Annotated in this window: 17 protein-coding genes; 4 read left to right on the top strand and 13 right to left on the bottom strand. The window is 39.8% G+C overall.

What is annotated here, in order from left to right; genetic code table 11:
• Position 1: 1 nt before the first annotated feature.
• On the top strand, positions 2–931 hold the full coding sequence (locus tag A9Z07_RS05810) for a tRNA dihydrouridine synthase (protein ID WP_047430964.1): 930 nt from the start codon (positions 2–4) through the stop codon (positions 929–931).
• Between the two features lie 70 nt (positions 932–1,001).
• On the opposite strand, the gene A9Z07_RS05805 is transcribed toward A9Z07_RS05810, so the two are convergent.
• The 7 genes from A9Z07_RS05805 to A9Z07_RS05775 all read right to left on the bottom strand — a co-directional run bounded on the left by A9Z07_RS05805 (position 1,002) and on the right by A9Z07_RS05775 (position 10,656).
• Entirely contained in the window at positions 1,002–2,003 is a 1,002-nt protein-coding gene (locus A9Z07_RS05805; protein ID WP_047430961.1) for a DUF6160 family protein, read from the bottom strand.
• 123 nt (positions 2,004–2,126) lie between these two features.
• Positions 2,127–4,550 (bottom strand): DUF6160 family protein, encoded by a 2,424-nt coding sequence (locus tag A9Z07_RS05800; RefSeq protein ID WP_069577599.1) that lies wholly within the window; start codon positions 4,548–4,550, stop codon positions 2,127–2,129.
• A 29-nt stretch (positions 4,551–4,579) separates the two neighbouring features.
• On the bottom strand, positions 4,580–5,308 hold the full coding sequence (locus A9Z07_RS05795; protein WP_047430956.1) for a DUF6160 family protein: 729 nt from the start codon (positions 5,306–5,308) through the stop codon (positions 4,580–4,582).
• A gap of 13 nt (positions 5,309–5,321) precedes the next feature.
• Positions 5,322–7,493, bottom strand: a complete 2,172-nt coding sequence (locus A9Z07_RS05790) for a hypothetical protein (RefSeq protein WP_069577598.1) — start codon at positions 7,491–7,493, stop codon at positions 5,322–5,324.
• A 228-nt stretch (positions 7,494–7,721) separates the two neighbouring features.
• Complete coding sequence (locus tag A9Z07_RS05785; protein WP_069577597.1) at positions 7,722–9,134, bottom strand: hypothetical protein; 1,413 nt, start codon at positions 9,132–9,134, stop codon at positions 7,722–7,724.
• A 253-nt stretch (positions 9,135–9,387) separates the two neighbouring features.
• On the bottom strand, positions 9,388–9,957 hold the full coding sequence (gene dcd, locus A9Z07_RS05780; protein ID WP_002120290.1) for a dCTP deaminase: 570 nt from the start codon (positions 9,955–9,957) through the stop codon (positions 9,388–9,390).
• Positions 9,958–10,062: 105 nt separating this feature from the next.
• Positions 10,063–10,656 carry a LysE family translocator gene (locus tag A9Z07_RS05775; protein ID WP_005256212.1) on the bottom strand — a complete coding sequence of 198 codons (594 nt, stop codon included), beginning with the start codon at positions 10,654–10,656 and terminating at the stop codon, positions 10,063–10,065.
• A gap of 311 nt (positions 10,657–10,967) precedes the next feature.
• Between A9Z07_RS05775 and A9Z07_RS05770 the strand changes: the two genes are divergently transcribed.
• On the top strand, positions 10,968–11,525 hold the full coding sequence (locus A9Z07_RS05770) for a DUF2062 domain-containing protein (protein WP_069577596.1): 558 nt from the start codon (positions 10,968–10,970) through the stop codon (positions 11,523–11,525).
• A 24-nt stretch (positions 11,526–11,549) separates the two neighbouring features.
• On the opposite strand, the gene A9Z07_RS05765 is transcribed toward A9Z07_RS05770, so the two are convergent.
• The 4 genes from A9Z07_RS05765 to A9Z07_RS05750 all read right to left on the bottom strand — a co-directional run bounded on the left by A9Z07_RS05765 (position 11,550) and on the right by A9Z07_RS05750 (position 15,283).
• Complete coding sequence (locus tag A9Z07_RS05765) at positions 11,550–12,425, bottom strand: 5'-methylthioadenosine/S-adenosylhomocysteine nucleosidase (RefSeq protein WP_171066978.1); 876 nt, start codon at positions 12,423–12,425, stop codon at positions 11,550–11,552.
• Between the two features lie 145 nt (positions 12,426–12,570).
• Positions 12,571–13,800, bottom strand: a complete 1,230-nt coding sequence (gene apbC / locus A9Z07_RS05760; RefSeq protein ID WP_069577595.1) for an iron-sulfur cluster carrier protein ApbC — start codon at positions 13,798–13,800, stop codon at positions 12,571–12,573.
• A 307-nt stretch (positions 13,801–14,107) separates the two neighbouring features.
• Positions 14,108–14,557 (bottom strand): hypothetical protein, encoded by a 450-nt coding sequence (locus A9Z07_RS05755; RefSeq protein WP_004770808.1) that lies wholly within the window; start codon positions 14,555–14,557, stop codon positions 14,108–14,110.
• A gap of 189 nt (positions 14,558–14,746) precedes the next feature.
• Positions 14,747–15,283, bottom strand: a complete 537-nt coding sequence (locus tag A9Z07_RS05750; RefSeq protein ID WP_069577594.1) for a GNAT family N-acetyltransferase — start codon at positions 15,281–15,283, stop codon at positions 14,747–14,749.
• Positions 15,284–15,392: 109 nt separating this feature from the next.
• Between A9Z07_RS05750 and A9Z07_RS05745 the strand changes: the two genes are divergently transcribed.
• Together A9Z07_RS05745 and metG are read left to right on the top strand one after the other, a co-directional pair.
• Complete coding sequence (locus tag A9Z07_RS05745; protein WP_004770805.1) at positions 15,393–15,890, top strand: hypothetical protein; 498 nt, start codon at positions 15,393–15,395, stop codon at positions 15,888–15,890.
• 274 nt (positions 15,891–16,164) lie between these two features.
• On the top strand, positions 16,165–18,222 hold the full coding sequence (gene metG, locus A9Z07_RS05740) for a methionine--tRNA ligase (RefSeq protein ID WP_069577593.1): 2,058 nt from the start codon (positions 16,165–16,167) through the stop codon (positions 18,220–18,222).
• 110 nt (positions 18,223–18,332) lie between these two features.
• Here metG and A9Z07_RS05735 read toward each other — a convergent pair whose 3' ends face one another.
• A complete protein-coding gene (locus A9Z07_RS05735; RefSeq protein WP_069577592.1) occupies positions 18,333–18,704 on the bottom strand; it encodes a hypothetical protein in 372 nt (123 codons plus the stop codon).
• A gap of 3 nt (positions 18,705–18,707) precedes the next feature.
• Positions 18,708–19,139, bottom strand: a complete 432-nt coding sequence (locus A9Z07_RS05730) for a hypothetical protein (protein WP_069577591.1) — start codon at positions 19,137–19,139, stop codon at positions 18,708–18,710.
• Between the last annotated feature and the right edge of the window lie 32 nt (positions 19,140–19,171).

Genomic DNA, 19,171 nt, shown 5'->3' with positions numbered 1-19,171 from the left:
CGTGAAACTTGTACTCGCTCCGATGGAAGGTCTTACTGATCCAATCATGCGTGATGTGCTCACCCATGTTGGCAGTTTTGATTGGTGCGTGACCGAGTTTATCCGTATTACCGATAGCATTCAGCCTGATCATATCTACTATAGCTTTTGTCCAGAACTGAAAAATGGCGGTAAAACCGCAGCTGGCACGCCTGTACATGTGCAATTTCTAGGCAACAATCCTGAGATGCTCGCTGCCAATGCAGCCAAAGTGGTTGAACTGGGTGCACCTGCGATTGACCTGAATTTTGGTTGTCCTGCCAAAACAGTAAACCGCCATCGTGGGGGTTCTGTGTTACTGGATGAACCAGAAACCGTACATCTCTTAGTCAAAGCCGTTCGTGATGCTGTACCTGCACATATTCCAGTTTCAGCAAAAATGCGTTTGGGCTATCTTGATGAAAATCACACTTTGGATAATGCCCATGCCATTGAAGATGCAGGTGCGAGCTGGCTCACCGTACATGCACGCACCAAAGCAGATGGTTATACCCCACCCGCCTATTGGGAAAAGATCCAACCGATTACCGAAGCATTAAAAATCAATGTTATTGCCAATGGTGAAATCTGGAACAATGCCCATGCCAAAGCCTGTCTAGAGCAATCTCATTGTCAGGATTTAATGATTGGTCGGGGTGCGGTGACTACACCAGATTTAACCTTATGTATTCGTCAAAATATGGATCAGGCGATGCTGTCTTGGCCTGAATTGGTTGACCTGCAGCTACGCTTCCTAAGCGGACAATACAAGACCGAGATTGGCATGGTTGGACGTTACAAGCAATGGCTCGGTATGATGACCAAGGCGTATCCTGAAGCCCAGCAACTCTGGGGACAGGTGAAGAAGATCAAACAGCTCGAAGACATCCTTCAGTACTTAAAGCAAAGCTAAGGCTGAAATTCGATTTTAAATTAAAAAAAGCGGCCTAAGCCGCTTTGGAAAACCCAAAATCAATTCAAGATTACATTCCACTCACTTTCATTTTTAAATTCGTTACGGAAGCCCCTGTCATACCAATATTTCCAATCGAAGCATTTGGTAAATTATTAAAGACACCTGACTGTTGGGCTGCATTTGAGCCCAACAGGACATTATTCAACTGTAAATCAAACTTGTCTGTTGTACCTGCATTGCCAAAAATAATCCCGCCCTTATCAGCTCCCTCTGTACCATATACGCCAGCATAGAAACCTTTAAGCCCAAAAGGACTACCATTATGTCCTGTCAATTTAAAGTTAAAACTTGCACCAACAGCGGTCGTTGCTGCATTTCCAGAGGTTGTATAATCAGAAACCAGCATAATATTACAACCATTCCCTGAACCACAGATGGACTCAATTGCGCCATCAAACATAATCATATGCCCTTGTGGTGCCGCGCCCAGCTGGATATTCATACTTGGTTTATTTGATGCAAAAACGATATCGATGCCACCTACACGCAACAGTTCTTTAACATCACTTTTAAGTAAAGTCCCTGCCGTAAAAATGGAATTACGTGTATAGCTACTTCCATTTAAATTAGAAAGCGAATTTGATCCGGCGGTATAAATAGAGAAAGGTGAGATTCGAAGTCCTGTAATACTATTATCGAAAGTCAAACCAATATTCGCAAAAGCGCCCTTTGCAGCAGCATTCCCCTTATCTGTATCAATGGTTGCTTTCAAGCCGAAAGTGGTCTCGGTACTGCCATTTAATCCCGATACTTTTACAGGCGCTGCAACAGCTTGTCCTGCTACACCAGCAATCACCAGACCTGCACGACCCGTATAGCCACCACTTGGCAGACCATCATTATCAATGATTGCCATTTGATTGAACTGGACATTGGACTGTACACCAATGGTCAAACCGTCTTGTCCAGTCATTGCTGAAAGACTCTGATCATCCATCGGCTGCATCGCCATTGTTAATGGACTTAACAATAATAATGACAAACACGCTAGTTTCTTGTTTTTATTCATTGTCCTCATCCATAGACAAATGTTTAAAATATATACTACAGCTTAACATAACCCACTCACCGCACAATCACTTTATCGTTAGACAGATAAGTGGAAGCATCTACTGTTACACCATCAAATGCCTTAGTTTCGAGGCATAATTGAAAATTGGCTGGTTAAGCGTCCACCAGTAATTGCCATTTCACCTAAACGCTGAGCACCTCCACTCGGGCCATAAAGGTTAATATCTCGAGTTCTAAAGACACCGTCAGTGGTACGATTCGGGTTAAACGTTAGCCCAGCATTAAAGCTGGCTACCCCTTCTCCTGAACTATCTCGACTGATCTTAATGGCATTGTTAAATGCAACATCACCCTGAATATTATCTAGGCCTAAAGTTGAACCATCCACAGGATCACTAATTTGAATCGTGTTATTGCTTGCTGCATTTAATTTAAGATCACCGACAATATTCAAGGCATTGCCTGTGCCATCCGCTTTATATTCGTTATTTGGAATAAGAGACAGATTCATATCTCCACCAATACGAAGTTTTAAACCAAATAAAACATCATTACTCAGTGCAAAGTTATTATTTGGTGAAACGCCACCAGTATAAGTTGCACCTGGTAAGTAACCCGCGGCGACTTCTGCTGCCATCACGATGAGCATATCTTTGAGGGTTGCGTTAAAACTGCCATTTTCGAGGCCGAGGCTTCCCGTTCCTTTTAATAACATATCAATATTACGCAATCCCATGTAATAGTTTCGAGCGCCATCAATCACCAGAATAGAAGTGGTTTTATTTCCCAAAGCCTTGTAGTTGCTATCACGATCTACACCTGTGGTACTCATACCCAATGAAAAACCCAATCTTGGCGTTTCACCAGTGCTTCCAACACTATGTTTCGCACCATTTTTATCAAAATAGAAAGCCTCATTGGCATTTACCTTAGTCCCATACATTGCCATATTGGCATTCAAGTTATAAAAAGGTAATGCTAAGCCCCAGTTATTATCCGTGTGATTGGTGATTGGTGCATATCCACTTTCAGGATTACTGGTTGCACTGTTGGTAAAACGTCCACGTCGAGAAATTGCCTGAAACTCTGCGCCCCGAATTGCCACAAGCAGACTATAAGGATTTGTGGTACCTGTTTGGGTATGAAGACTTTGCGTATAGTCCACATCTCGGGTTAAGAAACTGCCATTACCAAATTTAGAAGTCTGGAAAACATAGTTTGCTGGTAGAAATACCGAACGGGCATCCACCAGATTAATATAGACATTCCCTGTATCAAATGAGCCTCGGCTACCTAACTGTAAACCCGTTAAATTACCGAATTCAAAACCATAGGTATTTAATCCTGCACCGCCAATTTCTAACGTTGTCGCCTTTCCGTCACTCCCCAACATGGAGTCATTATCTTTAGTAAATTCAGCCTTCATACGGAATGCAACACCCGTTTTCCCCATAATGGCATTTCCGTCAGTGGTGCTGCCGAGAATATTGGTTCCCTCAGGATTGCCATAGCTGCTTCCATAAGCAGGATTCGCTGCATTACTTGCATTGATACCACGTAACTGTAGAGAACCATTAATCATACGACCATTGGCTCCGACACGAATTAAACCTTTAGCCTTATTATCAGGACTGGCTTGCTGATTTAACGGCGTATTGGTTGCATCCAGCGTATAAGGTGAAGCTGGATTTGCTTTTTTATTCAATAAAAATTCTAAATTTAATCCAGCATTGGTCGCTACGCCGCCATCTGCGTAGGTTCCAGCTGTAACATTGCCTGTATCTTTAACACGCGTAAAATCGACATAACCATAATCAGTCGTCGGCGTCTGGGTCAATGAAGCATTTGCTGCATTACCAGTAAGTAATGCATTATTGGTTTGTAGCTTGATCCCTTCAACAGAATCGACAAACATCACGCCTTTGCCCAAGAAGTTAAAATTCAGATTTTTCAGAACCAGTTGATTCAACTCACTATTTGAAGTCTGACCCAAATAAATATTGGCATTTTTAAGGCCCAACTCTAACGAAGCCTGACTACTTTTACTAAACAGTCCGTCCGTCGTTTTAAACTTCAAGTCCAGCGGTGATGTTGTTTGAATGGCTAAATTACCAATATCACTACTACATCTATTGGTGTCGCAAATCTGAAATGAATCAATCGTAATAAGAGACGGATTTGAGGAAAGCTCTATGTCTAGACCCGTTTTATTGCCATTGCTACCAGTATTCAGCTTATAGGTTGTCCCAAGTGGATTGCCTAACGCATTTTGCTGAATGTTAAAATTATTAGCGACTGCTTTTAAGGTCGTGCCCGCTGCATCAGAACTTCCTCGTCCTGCATCATCTTGCCAAAAAAACTGATCTACATGGATCTTGTCATAGGTGGTTTCAATATGAACACCATCTTGTCCATTTACACTACGTAAGGCACTATCATCCAACGCTTGTAAGGCATAAGCAGAATGACTAATAAAAAATATACTTGCAGCTAAAGTATTGAGTGCAAAACTTATATTCCTAGCATTTTCATTATTTTTTTTCATCGCTTCAATCCTTTGAAATTTATATCCGGTTAGCAACGTGGATGGCTTGCATCGCAAGAAAACATCATTACATTTCCTTGAATCGCCAAATTACCATTCATTTTTAACCCCATAAATCCCGTTTCTTTATTACGGTCATACACGGAAGGATGATCAGCAGCGTATGTCGGTGCTTTTAAATAGCCATAGCCATTTGCTGGCGGTGTAGTCGGATTATTCCCTTCGACCAGTTTTCCATTACTATCATAGTAACTGGTAAAATCATCTTGCTCGATGGCAAGGGCATTAAAACCAAAATTACGGATCAAAATCGGCTTGGTTGGGTCAAAGCTTAATTGCATTGCTGGTTTAGTTCTTGCAGCTCCGCCATCATCGTTATAAATCAGGTCGACACCATCCAGACCTAACTTTTGCAGATCAATGGTTCCTTGTATTCCTTTAAAGACCAACCAGACTTTATTCGCTGGATTAGCTTGTGTCGGATCACTGACTGGTTGATTGCCATTTCGGACAAAACGTTTATTAACTGAAATCCCAAGATGACAAAAGGCCAAGTTTTCACACACACCACCCAGACCATTATCAAACTCGTATTTTCCAGTGGTACTGTTATAAATCTGGTTCAATGATAATTTGAGAGATAAATCCGCCCCTGCCTGACCTTCAACAGCCTGTAAAGCTTCATTATCCAGACTTTGTAATTCGGCATGCGTTAACGTTGTGGCTAATACAAGAAGTAATGTTGTGATTTTTTTCATCGTATTACTCCTTTTATAGTCCAGTTGTCGTAATTTTAAGATGCTGAATCAAGACACCATCAATCACAGCCGACCCCATATTATTTAATGGTGAAAGTGCAGGTGCAGACACAGGTATCGTTGGTGCAATACTTTGTGGATTATTGGTATAAGTTGAACCTAAGAAATCTTTGAATCGCTGATTAGCTGTAGGATATGCAGAATTATTTGGATTCATCCAAACTGCGGGATTACCACTTGCTGTCCAATTTCTGTTATTAAGCGTAGGCTCACCTGCTGAAGCAGGATTATTATTACCAGGTACAGGTTTCCGGTCATACTTTTGAAAACCACTCCATCCCTCAGAGGTGGAATCCGTCCCTGTTCCATTATAATAAACCCAATCATACATCGTATAAGTCGTTCCGAAGCATGCGCCAAGAAAAGGGTTTGAAGAACACCAAGTACCTAAGCTACCGCTCTGTTGGCGATACTTATACTGATATTCAGTATAAACCTTAGTCAAATCATTGGTTCTGTTATTCAGCTTACCAAAGGAAATACCGAGTGCATCTACTCCTTTATATGCTTGTAGCGTTTTACCGCCATCATTACTATAAACACTACCGATACTGATACTACTATGCGTTGCATTTGAACCCTGATAGGTTTTTCCACCCAAACTGATATTGGCACCACATTGATAAACGTTACAGGTCGACCCTTTATAGCTCGTATCTGCGCCGGTGTAATCTGTATAAATTTGCTTATAAATACTTTCTTTATTCGGAATACGTGCAACTTCCAGACTAAAGTTCTTACCATCTGAACCTAAGATGACAGGTTGATATAAATTACCCAACACAAGATTGGTATTTAAGTTATAGATAAAAATTCCTTCGTTCGCATCAAAATTAGGTGCATTGCCACCTTGAATCGCAGGCGTGGCTAACCGATCAGTATCAGCTGTTTCTCTCGTACTCAATCGCAGTACTTTATTATTTAGATTACTAGGAGCAACCCATGTACTTCTTGTCTGTTGAGTCGTTTCTCTTTTTTGAATATAGAAACTACATCCAGAGGTATTCCCACCATAATTTGGTGCACCCCCACCATTATTACATGATGAACCAGACCCACTTGGCTTAGTCGGATCAAATGTTGCATTTGTTCCATCATGAATGGTACTCCATGCGGAGGTTGAGTTTTGAACAACTTCCTGATTAATAGTCGCTTTGAAATCAGCACCATCTCCACTATTTAACCGAAATACACCAGCCAAGCCCAATGTATTATTATAAAAAGGGCTGAGTCCACCTGTACTGCCTGCGCCATTTAAAGTCTGAAATATCTTTAAATTGCTTCCATTTAGGCTAAAACCATTCCAAATTCCCTGTAGGCGTAAACGATTCGCACGATTCGGATCAGTATCGGATCCAGTTCCAACTAAGCCAGCACTATTACCATATTGAAACTGATCAATTGCACCATTAACTTTATTGGGATTACGAACAAAAGCATCAGCCCATAAACCTAATTTTAAATTATAAGCATCAGCACCAGCTGAATCAGCGCCTGTTTTAATTACAGTTGGAGCACCCGAACCTGTTGCATTATCATTATAATATTCATACAAAGGCGCTTCTAAAGCCATATAAGTGACTTGCCCTGTATCGGTATTCGGTGTACTGCCATCTGGCGTAAAGGTAGGAACATTGGCTTGCGACTGAACCTTTAAGATCCATGGATTAGTTGCTGTGCCCCAGCTACGAATCGCATTAATTGCGGTTCCAGCAGTATTTAACCCGACTCGTTCATTATGATTATCTGCACGTTCTGTATTTGAAGCTGAAAGCGCCAATCCATATAGAAATAAATCAGCTTTACCAACTGCGCGGTCTCCCGCATCTACACCACCACTTTTATTTGTGTCTGTTGCTGCGAGTGATAAAGGTCCGACTGGAACATAATTAATATAACCAGTATCTAATTGACGATTAAGTAAGTCGGTGCCAGTCGTGGTATTTTTTTCTCCCTGAAAAATCATATATGTATTTTGTGGGAGTAATGCGATACCTTCACCAGTTGTTTGGCTTAAACCTTCATCAGAGAGTTCTTGTAATGCAAAAGCAGATTGACTGATACATAGTCCAATAAAACTTGCTAAAACAGTCTTTTGAAATGAATCCATATGGAGTATAGCCATCTTGACCTTCCTAATTAACCGATGCTCCGCACCTACGTTATATTTTTTCTTTCGTCCCTCTGAGTGATTAAAAAACTGCTTCCTAGCATCACTCAAGCTATAGACAAAACATGTCTATCTCATCACAATTTATTATGCCGAATAATTACACAAATGCAAAACAAACTGGCTAAAAGTTACATTTTTCCGATGAGTGCATAAAAGCAGTTTGATTTTTTTTAAATGACCCTAGCAGAACTTTAAAGTCCCGTAACAGTTCGGCGTAAAGTTTTGAGTAGCCAACTGCAAATTGGTTAAAGCCATTTGTGGACGTGTTGCATTAATTAAATTCACGGTTCCTGTAGGGATTGTGTCACCCAAAAGACAGTTTAATACACCAGCAGAACCACAATTAATCGGTTGAACATTGGTCAAATAATTAGATACTTGTGAAAAAGCCTCATTCAATGTTGCTTTGGGAATATCCACATTAAATGTAGGTTGAATAAAACCGATATCAATAGGGTTAGTAAATTCTAACCACCAGCCATTTTCAGAAATAGATTTATTATTGGTCCATTGAATATTCTGTGACTGTAAAGACAGCGATGCTGCGGTACCGTTGAGATTTGCTTTATGGAAATAACCTAGATCCTCACTGATTGCCACATCTACATTTAGATTTTGAATCGTACCAGACACCAGCTTGTTTAAATCCAAAATCCCAGCGGCTCTAGCGACAATATTTCCACTTAAATCAATATCCCGAACCTTTGCAGTAGCAGTTAAATTAGCAGTGGTAATTCGTTTCCCCGTAATAGGTTGTTGACCTAAAACCAAATCCCCTTTTAAGATATTGCTCCCCGTCGCCTTATCCCGTAAATTAAGGGCATAGGATTGAGTATTAAATCCAATATTTGTAATATTATTTGGTGTACATGATCCTAGCCCCGAACAGACCTCGCCAGAAATCGCATTATAACCATCTGACTGATTTAGAGTTCCTCTTGCTGCCTCTCCTGATACCTGACTTGTCCCAAAGCCATTAACATTGGCCAGACCTGTCGTGGCCGCAATTTCCATATAACCACTAAGTGAGTTAATCCCGCTTTTCCCCGCGCCATTTTCCAGACCAAAGGTAATTAAACCTAAAGCCTTTTCTGCGCTTAAATTCAGCCCAACAATTTGACGTGTCGAGGCCTTATCTGGGTTTTTGATTGCAAATTCGATAAATGGATTGGTTAAAACTGCAGATGAACCTGCCCGAGCAGCACGATCAGCAGCACTATCTGTATTTGATGTGGCAGAATTACCTAAGCCACTTAAACTCAAATAATCAATATCAATATCACAACCGCCAGCGCCATTGACACCACCACAACCTAACTGGAGTTTTTTAATGTTGACGTTGAGTTCCATTTCAGCTTCTAGGCCTAGTTTATAGAAACCAATGGTTTTATCACCACCATCTCGTAGTGCTTCTTTATTGGCTAAATCAGTGGGTGCGATATAGGACAAACTCATCAATGCCTGTCCTGTTGTTGCAGACAGTTCACTGTCAGTCATACTTTTCAAAGTATTTGGAAGTGCATAGGCGACTGAATTTAAACCTAAACTGCCTAACAAAAGCATTGCTAGATGAAGTGACTTAAGCTGTCGCATAACCGACCTCCATGTATACCAATATCCATAACTCATTATTTTTATAGTTTATTTACAAGATCACTCAATAGATTACAAATCTAAGGTTCCTGTGATTTTGTACAAAAACAAATCAAATCTACTAGATTGTATCCTATTTTTTTTAAAATACTAGGTTCATTCGTCTGAACAATTTAGACGATTAAAAAGTAAATAATTTTTAGAGTCCATTAAGAAAAACTCACCATATATATGGTGAGTTTTTAAAAGATAATCAGGTCTTCGGCAATGTCACACCGGTTTGACCTTGGTATTTACCACCACGATCTTTATATGAAGTTTCACATACTTCATCACTTTCGAAGAACAACATTTGTGCAACACCCTCACCCGCATAAATACGCGCTGGCAAGTTTGTTGTATTCGAGAATTCCAGTGTTACATGACCTTCCCACTCTGGTTCTAACGGCGTAACGTTTACAATAATTCCGCAACGTGCATAAGTTGATTTACCAAGACATACGGTTAACACATTACGTGGAATACGGAAATATTCAATCGTACGCGCTAAAGCGAATGAGTTTGGCGGAATGATACACACATCAGACTCGATATCAATAAAGCTTTTATCATCGAAGTTCTTAGGATCTACGATTGCCGAGTGGACATTGGTAAATACCTTGAACTCACGTGCACAACGGACATCATAGCCATAGCTCGATACCCCGTAAGAAATCAACTTTTCACCGTTTTTATCAAAACGAACTTGATTTTCCGCATAAGGTTCAATCATGCCGTGTTTTTCGCTCATTTCACGAATCCAACGATCAGATTTTATAGCCATGACTTTTTATCCAAAGACGAAGTTAATAATTGGCGAGTACTTTAACTTAAAATGGTATTAATGAAAACAACACCTCTAGCCTTAGCGTCAATAGAGGTGTGAATTTTATAAATTGCTGAGTGCTGAATAGCTAATCGGGATCGCAAAACTGACCAGCACGATACATGCGGTACGTTGTAATTTCGCTTGAGAGAGCCAGTTCACTTTATTGGTTGCCAGCATTGCACCAACAGAGATCCAGAATAAAGCTATCGGAAGAATAAGCCCGACAAATGTGCTCATGTGTGCCATATAAATGTCCTGACTTTTCCATGCAGCAGCAGGAAAAATAGCTGAAGCAAATAATAAAGCCTTAGGATTGAGTAAGGTTGCACAAAGCAATTCTTTAGGGCGAATGGTCGGTTGGTTTAAAACCACGTCCTGATTCGCTGTACGCCACAACTTTATTGCAAGAAAAACGATATAAGCCGCACTCAATAATTTCAGAAATATGGGTAATAAAGGTAAAGTCGCTGACACTTTGCCAATCAGCATTCCCCATGCAGTAATGGCAATAATATAACCGACAGCTTCCGCTGGAATAAGCAGTAAAGATTTACGTAATCCGACCTGAATCCCTGAAGATGCAAGTAAGGTATTGGTTGGACCAGGAGTCAGCAGAATGGTTATCACTAAACCAATAAAAAACCATGAAATCATTGAATGACCTCACTAAGAGAGATTTTCAGATTAATCCAATTACACAGCTATAGCAAAAAAATAACTGTAAGGACTTATGACTAAACCCCACATAAGCTTTTATTTTATCTATATTTTTAAAATTACAAGTAGCATTAACTCAACAGTCACGGCGATAAGTCGGGATATTTAAGATTCAAATTTTAGAGACCGCTTGATTATTGTCTCAACCACCCTCAAATAAACAAGGACATTATTTTAAGTTTTTGCTAAGCAATTAATGTTATTTTATATGCAATTCCCTTCTCTTTCTTGTTACCTCTCCATGATTTATGCCTAAGCAATTTTTTCATAAGTGGCTGCCTTCTTCGGAAAAAGTCGCTCGTCTAAAATTTATGAAGATTTTTGGTGAACGCACCTTAAATCCATTGCTTTGGTATGTAAATCGCCGCTCTATTGCAAAAGCCATGTTTATTGGTACTTTCTGGGGCATTTTACCTGTTCCGTTTCACAGCGTGTTTATTATCCTGACTGTGCTCTGGCTTGAGGTCAATTTACCCATTGGATTGTGTATGGCGTGGTTAACCAATCCCTTTACAGTCGTACCGATTCTTTATTTAGGGTTCTGGTTTGGGAGTAAGATTTATCACGTCAATATGATCAATAAAGATATGTTGCTTGGTGTTCTGCATCAGATTCTAAACTGGATCAAAAATTTTGGGCATGGACATATTGATTTTAGCCTTGCCAAAATTCTGGTTTCAGGGCTCATGATTGAAGCCATTTTATTTGCGGTTTTATTTTATGCGGCGACACACTTACTCTGGCGTTGGAGTGTGATTCGAAGCTGGAAAAATCGTGAGAAAGAGAGAAAAGAAGAAACCATCTAAATGGTTTCTTCTTAACAAGAATATTTATTTGGCTGCTGCTTTGGCTTTCATATATTGCTCAGCCACATCAAGTGCGTATTCCTGACATGCTTCACCTGTCGCAGGGTCATAGCCACCATTATTGGTAATGTTATTGGATAAGATACGAATGCCGAGGAATGGTACTTCGAATTGATGTGCAATCTGTGCCACTGAAGCAGCTTCCATTTCTTCTACCGAAGTGCCATAAACTGTATGGAACTGCTTGATGCGATCAAGCTCGTTGTTCCATGTATCTGCCGAACCAATCGTACCTTCTACCACTTGCCCTTTAGTGTAATTAGGTTTTGCCTTATAAGCAGCAAGCAAAAGTTCTTTGTCCCCTTCAAATTTACGAATCGCAATTGGCTCAGGATCATATTCATCATCGGGTAATACATCAAAAGCTTCATTCCACTCTAATGCATTAGAGCCTCCACCAATGGGCTTATTCGGTGTTTTAAATGCACCGATATTGGTGGTGTATTTGCCTAACACAATATCAAACACATGTAAGTCTGGATCATGACCACCGGCTGTGCCCTGATTAATAATCGCAATCGGTTTGTAATGCTGAATCGCAAGTGCAGTCGCCGCAGCAGAATTACTCATACCCATACGTGTCTTGGAAATTACCACTGGATAACCTTTATAGGTACCCTTCCAGAACACCCACTTACCGATAACTTCTTCTGTCACATTGTCTAATTTTGATGCCATTTTTTTTGATTCGACAGGTAATGCACCTTGAATCACGATCGGCTGTAATTTCGCTTGCTCTTGAGGTTGAGTCGAATTTGAATTGCCATCACCATTACACGCACCTAAAAATAGAGCCGTACATACACTGACAATACCGATAAAATATTTAACTTGCATCATTAACCTGTCTTAAAAAAGAAACCCTATACAAAGCAAGTAACGTACCTACTTTGCTATTAAGGTGAGTTTTGAAATGGTCTAAATAAAAAGTGATTTGCTTTAGAAAGCAAAAACCCAACATGCTGATGTTGGGTTTTTGGTGTAGTTAGAAAATACGTTTATCGTCTTTCTGGCGTTTTGGCAGCTTATCCATTTGTTGCAACACCGCTTGTGCAATATTGAGATAGCTTTCAGCAGCCGCATCTTTTGCCACTACGCTTGGCGTTCCTTGGTCTGCATGCTCACGAATTTTCGCATCTAAAGGTAAGCGTCCAAGTAATGGAATCTGATATTGCTCAGACAATTGATCTCCGCCACCTGTACCAAAAATCTGTTCTTCATGTCCACAATTCGAGCAAATATGGGTCGACATATTTTCAATCACACCAAGAACAGGAATATTCACCTTATTGAATAGCTCAATCCCTTTAGTCGCATCCATTAACGCCACATTTTGTGGTGTCGTTACAATCACCGCACCTGTTACCGGAATACGTTGTGCCAAGGTCAATTGAATATCGCCAGTGCCAGGTGGCATATCGATCACCAGCACATCCAGATCAGGCCATAAAGTCTGGTTGAATAACTGCATCAATGCACCCGTTGCCTTTGGCCCACGCCAAGCGACAGGTGTATTGTGCTCACCAATTAAATGGCCAATTGACAATACCGCCATGCCATATGCATCTAAAGGCACAAAGTTTTCATTTTCAATCAGTGGCGTTTTGCCTGCATTGCCCAGCATCGTTGGAATACTTGGGCCATAAATATCGGCATCTAGCACCCCAACTTTTAAGCCGAGCTGCTGTAAAGCCAATGCAAGGTTTACTGTTGTGGTTGATTTACCAACACCACCTTTACCTGATGAAACCAGAATCACATTCTGAATACGTGGATGTGCTGCCACATCGCGCTGTTGCGGTGCAGCTTTTTGAATTGGAGGATTATTTGGATCTACTTCTGCTTTTGGTGAAGCATCCATCACAGGTGGTAGATTGCTATTTTCTGCTTTTGGCTTTGATGAGCAGCTATGTCCCGCCTCACCATGCGCTGCATGTTTTTGTTGAATAATATGTAGGTTTAATTCCTGAATACCACATTTTTCCAATGCTTCTGCAAGCTCATCATGAATCTGTTGTAAGTGGTCTTTTTCTTGGGGAAAGGTATTCATCGTCAGCTGTAAAATACGACCTTGTACATTGACCTGACTAATGCGGTCTTTGAGTGCATTGTCTGAATGCGGTAACACATAATTTTGTAGAACTGTTTGAATCTCGTCTTCCTTCACTTCTTGCGCTGGTGAAAAAACAGATTTTAAGGAAGAAAGCCACGACATTTTGTTTACTCCAAAAACAGATCAACATAGCATTGAGTTCGCTTAGTTTAGCAGTATTGAAGAATCCACGCTCCTTTCAAACCAGATAATTGCTCATTTTTTATAGTAACTTTTCTGCTTTAGATTTCTCTGCCCGACAACGCAGGTTTTTTGGAAGGAAAAGCTGATATTGATAAGCGTATGACTGGGTCATCCATCTCATGGTGAACCATATTGGACAATTTTAAATCCCTTTAAATAAAAAATCCCCAAACATCGCGTGGATATGTTTGGGGAAGTCTTTCATCCTATTCAGAGATTAAGACTATTAACCTTTGAATTTATTGATGGTATCCGTCGCCGCTTTCTTTAAATCGTCCAGCTTGTGACTGGCCTGAGCTTTTAAATCATCAAATTTTGCCGCAGCTTCATCTTTCAATTCAGCGGCTTTGGCTTTGGCATCATCCAGTTTATGGCCTGCTTCTTCTTTAAAGTGATCAAATTTGTCTTGAACCGCATGCTGGGTATCTTCAAGCTTGGCTTTAATATCATCCACTTTATTTGAAACAGCTTCTTTACCTTCAGCATTTTGTTCAGAAACATCTTTCTTTAAATCATCAAGGGCTTTTTCGCCTTTTAACTTCAATTCCTCTGCGGAATGCTTTAAGTCATCAACTGCTTTTTCACCTTGTAGCTGAGTTTCTTTTGCTTTGTATTTTAAGTCATCGCCCAATTCAGCAGCTTGGTTTTTTAATTCATCAAGTTTTTCATTTGTCATGGTATTTCCTCACTATAGGTAAAAAAAACATATCGTTTGGAGCAATCTTAGTTATACCGCGTTTAAAACTGTTTTTTGCTGATCGCTGCAAATTGAAACAAATGAAATACAGGAAGATTCAAATAATTGCCGAACGATAAATTATTTTATTTCTAGATATAAAAATCATATAAATGAATAACATCCTGTCTAGCGAATAAAATCCTTCTGCAAAATCTCGTAGAGTACATGCCAACTGAGCGGATGATCTTTAGCTAAAGCAGGATGCTGAAATTGAGTGACGTATTTCATGTTTAATTTTTGCATGACCTTTTGTGATTTCGCATTGTCCACCGTGGTAAAGGCCACCACTTTTTCCAGTTTTAATTGATCAAAAGCAAATGCAAGCGCGGCTTGAGCAGCTTCGGGTGCATAGCCCTGCCCCCAATAGGCCTGATCGAGCCGCCAACCGATTTCTACACAAGGCGAAAATGAAAATTGTGTCGGTTGATCATGCAACCCCGTAAAGCCAATAAACTGCTGATTGTGCTTTAACTCAACCGCCCAGAAACCCCAGCCTTGCCTGTCGATTATTGATTTCATTCGATCAATCATGGCATCACTTTCTGCTCGGGTCAGAAGTTTGGGGAAATACTCCATCACTTGTTGATGAGTACCCATTGCGGCAAAGGCTGTATAGTCCTCTGCTCTCCACTGTCTGAGACGTAATCGGGCTGTTTCGATCATTTTTAGAACCAATAAATGTGTATTAAAAAGTATTAACAATATAAGGAGATAGATCGGATATACTGCTGCAAATATCTCAATCATAGACCTTGTCGTCAAAATTGCCTATATGAATGAAAATGAACTTCTAGAAATTCAACAGGAACTTCAGGCCCAAGAAAAACGCTTGAACTATATTCTTTCAAGTAAAAGAAGAATCCAGAATATGATTCTGTCTTTTGAAAAGGATCTGGCTGAACAGTTAATTCCTGTTATTGATCAAATCAGTGATGATAAAGCGCCAGTTGAAAGCAGTTTAGCGCTGACCATTTGCTGGAAATTTTCGAAAGCCGAGTTTCCTAAAACGGAACATTGGTGTAGCGAACTCAGCATTACTGACCTCGAAATCAAAGATCAATTTACTGTGGCATTAAAAGCACAGGCATGGTTAGGTATTTTGGGTAGTGATGAACTTTGGCAAACGCCGATGTGTGCTGAGATTACGCTTGATCCAAAAACAGATGGTTTAAAGCGTTATCACATTCATTTCCTTTCCAAAGGAAAAGTCATTTCGTTAAGAAAGAACTCCAAGCACAGCGTAACAGTCAAGCAAATGCAAAGTATGTAATCCTTCGGGATACATACTTTTTTTATCTAGAATACTGTTATAAAAACGCCGTTTATTAGAATAAAGTCCCCTTAATATACTGATATCTCTTAAAAATAACTATTCTTTATCTCCTCCGTACTCATCCATTTAAATGATTTAAATACAAATAGAGAAAGCTTGACCAATCCAAGCATTAAGCGGCTGAAAAGATTTCACTGAATCCCTTGTGCAAGTCGGGGTCAAGTCATGTAAAATCATCTGCCTTGCAAATACGAATGAGAGAACAATATCCGTGCGTAAAATTTTAGTCACCAATGCCCTACCTTATGCCAATGGTCCTATCCATATGGGTCACTTACTCGGTTATATCCAAGCAGATATTTGGGTTCGTGCAATGCGTGCAATGGGCCATGATGTGACTTATGTATGTGCGGATGATGCTCATGGTACAGCGATCATGCTACGTGCTGAAGCCAATGGCATCAGTCCGGAACAGCAAATTGCCAATGTTCAGAAAGAACATATCCGTGACTTTGATGGTTTTGGCGTGCATTTCGATCACTATGATTCAACCAACAGTGATGAGAACAAAGCACGTTCAAAAGAAATCTATATCAAAAACCGTGAAGCAGGCAATATTGCGATTCGCCCTGTTACCCAGTTATTTGATCCTGAAAAAGGTATGTTCTTATCTGACCGTTTCATTAAAGGCACATGCCCGAAATGTAAGGCTGAAGATCAATACGGCGATGCCTGCGAAGTCTGCGGTACAACGTATAATGCAACCGAATTAGAAAACCCACGCTCAACCTTGAGCGGCGCAACACCGATTGAGAAATCATCGGATCACTACTTCTTTAAACTTCCGAATTTCTCAGAATATTTACAGAAGTGGACGCGTGATCAAGGTCGTTTACCTGTTTCGATTGCCAATAAGCTCGATGAATGGTTTGAAGCAGGTTTATCGGATTGGGATATTTCTCGTGATGCACCTTATTTCGGTTTTGAAATTCCAGATGCGCCAAACAAATATTTCTACGTTTGGGTTGATGCACCAATTGGCTATATGTCAAGTTTTGAAAACTACATCAAAACCAAACGTCCAGATTTAAGCTTTGATGATTTCTGGAGAAAAGACAGCGATAAAGAAGTTTATCACTTCATCGGTAAAGACATTGTTTACTTCCATGCGCTGTTCTGGCCTGCAATGCTTGAAGGTGCGAACTACCGTACCCCATCAGGTTTATTCGTAAATGGTTTCTTGACCGTGAATGGTCAGAAGATGTCGAAATCTCGCGGTACCTTCATCAAAGCTGAAACCTATTTACAGCACTTAAATCCTGAATATTTACGTTATTACTTTGCGTCTAAGCTTTCAGACAAAGTCGAAGATTCAGATTTGAACCTAGATGACTTCGTTCAGAAAGTGAATTCTGACCTCGTCGGTAAAGTAGTGAATATTGCCAGCCGTTGTGCAAAATTCATTAACACCAACTTCAATAATACGTTGTCGAACACATGTGCAGAGTCTGAACTGGTTCAAAGCTTTATTGATGTAGGCGATTCAATTGCACAAGCTTATGAAGCACGTGAATTCTCGGCAGCAATCCGTGAAATCATGGCGTTGGCTGACCGTGCCAATCAGTATATTGATGAGAAAAAACCGTGGGCACTTGCGAAGCAAGAAGGTCAAGAGCAACAAGTACATGATGTGTGCTCGGTGGGTATTAACTTATTCCGTCAACTAGCGATTTACTTGGCTCCAGTCCTACCAACGCTTGCTGCACAGGTTCAAGCCTTCTTACAACTTGAAAGCTTCGACTTTGCATCACGTCAGCAGATCTTGGTTGGTCATGAAATTGCGCAATTCCAGCCTTTAATGCAACGTGTTGATGCCAAAGCTGTTGCTGCAATGGTAGATGCATCTAAAGATTCTTTAGCTGCGGCGGCAGAAGCGCCAAAAGCAGAGAAGAAAAAAGAAAAGAAAAACGAGAAAAAGCCTGAGCCAAAAGTAGGTGAAGCTGAAATCATTGGCATTGAAGATTTCATGAAAATTGATCTTCGTGTAGCAAAAGTATTGGAAGCTGCAACTGTTGAAGGTTCTGATAAATTGTTGCAATTGACTTTGGATGTGGGTGAAGCTGAACCGCGTAATGTGTTTAGTGGTATTCGTGAGTTTTATCAGCCAGAAAACCTAAAAGACAAATTGGTGGTGATGGTGGCTAACCTTGCACCACGTAAAATGCGTTTTGGTATTTCAAATGGTATGGTACTTGCCGCAGGTAATGGCGAAGGTGTTTGGGTGATTTCACCTGAATCTGGCGCGAAACCGGGAGATAAAGTGTCTTAAACTTATAGAATTTGATGGGAAATTAAATTTTCCCATCATTTTTCAAATAATGCGCTAATCATAAAAACAAAGCTCTAGTTTAAATTAATGCTTTGAAAGTTATCGACCATCTAAAAAGGTAAATCTGCATCTAAATCCGAAATAATATCATCAAGAGCATCATCGACCCCATAGACTTTTTCTTTTATCAAATTATACAATTCAACAAAACTGAGTTTTGCCTCTTTAGTTCCAATTTCTTTATCAGAATAACGAATCATTGGAACACTTTGCCAATCGGATCCTAAAGTTAAATGTATCAATTGTTGTAAAGACTCATTCCCCGGATAAAACCACAAAATAATTTCATCTTCAATGCGTTTTATAGACCACTTATATTTTGATTTATATAAGAAGAAATATTCATTATCTTCTACCATCACATCTGTTATAAGCTTAGAATTACTAAGCATCGCATTAACTGCTTGGACAATTTTTGACATTTATCACTCCAGATTAGATGTTAAAGAATTAACTTCGAGATTTCGTAAAATCTCACGAATTTCACTAGTAAGTGCTCTTTTTTTATATTCAGTAATTCTGTTTCCAGAAGAGAACCTCTCAACTTTCATGATAAGCTCAGGAGCTTGTTGATTCAATCGACTATTGCCTCGAATTTGTCCTGCAATTTCATGAAGAATATTTCTAATCTCTTCAATTTCATCACTATTATTTGCATTATATTCATTTAATCTCTCAACCTTAGACTTAAGATCTGTCAAGGTTAATTGAAATGACCAATTTAACATCAATTTAAAAGCGAGCTTTATTTCTTTTGACTTAGTAAGAAATAACCAAATCGCGATACCTGATGCAAAAATTGTAAATAAATTAGCTATAACTGAGATTAATTTTTCTAAAAATAAATACAAAGTCATTACTCACTTTAGAACCTTAATTTTATTTAGCC

The organism is Acinetobacter sp. YK3 (genome assembly GCF_001729365.1).
Lineage (GTDB): Bacteria > Pseudomonadota > Gammaproteobacteria > Pseudomonadales > Moraxellaceae > Acinetobacter > Acinetobacter vivianii.
Note: the sequence above shows the minus strand (reverse complement) of the source record. Positions and strands in the feature narration are given on the sequence as shown.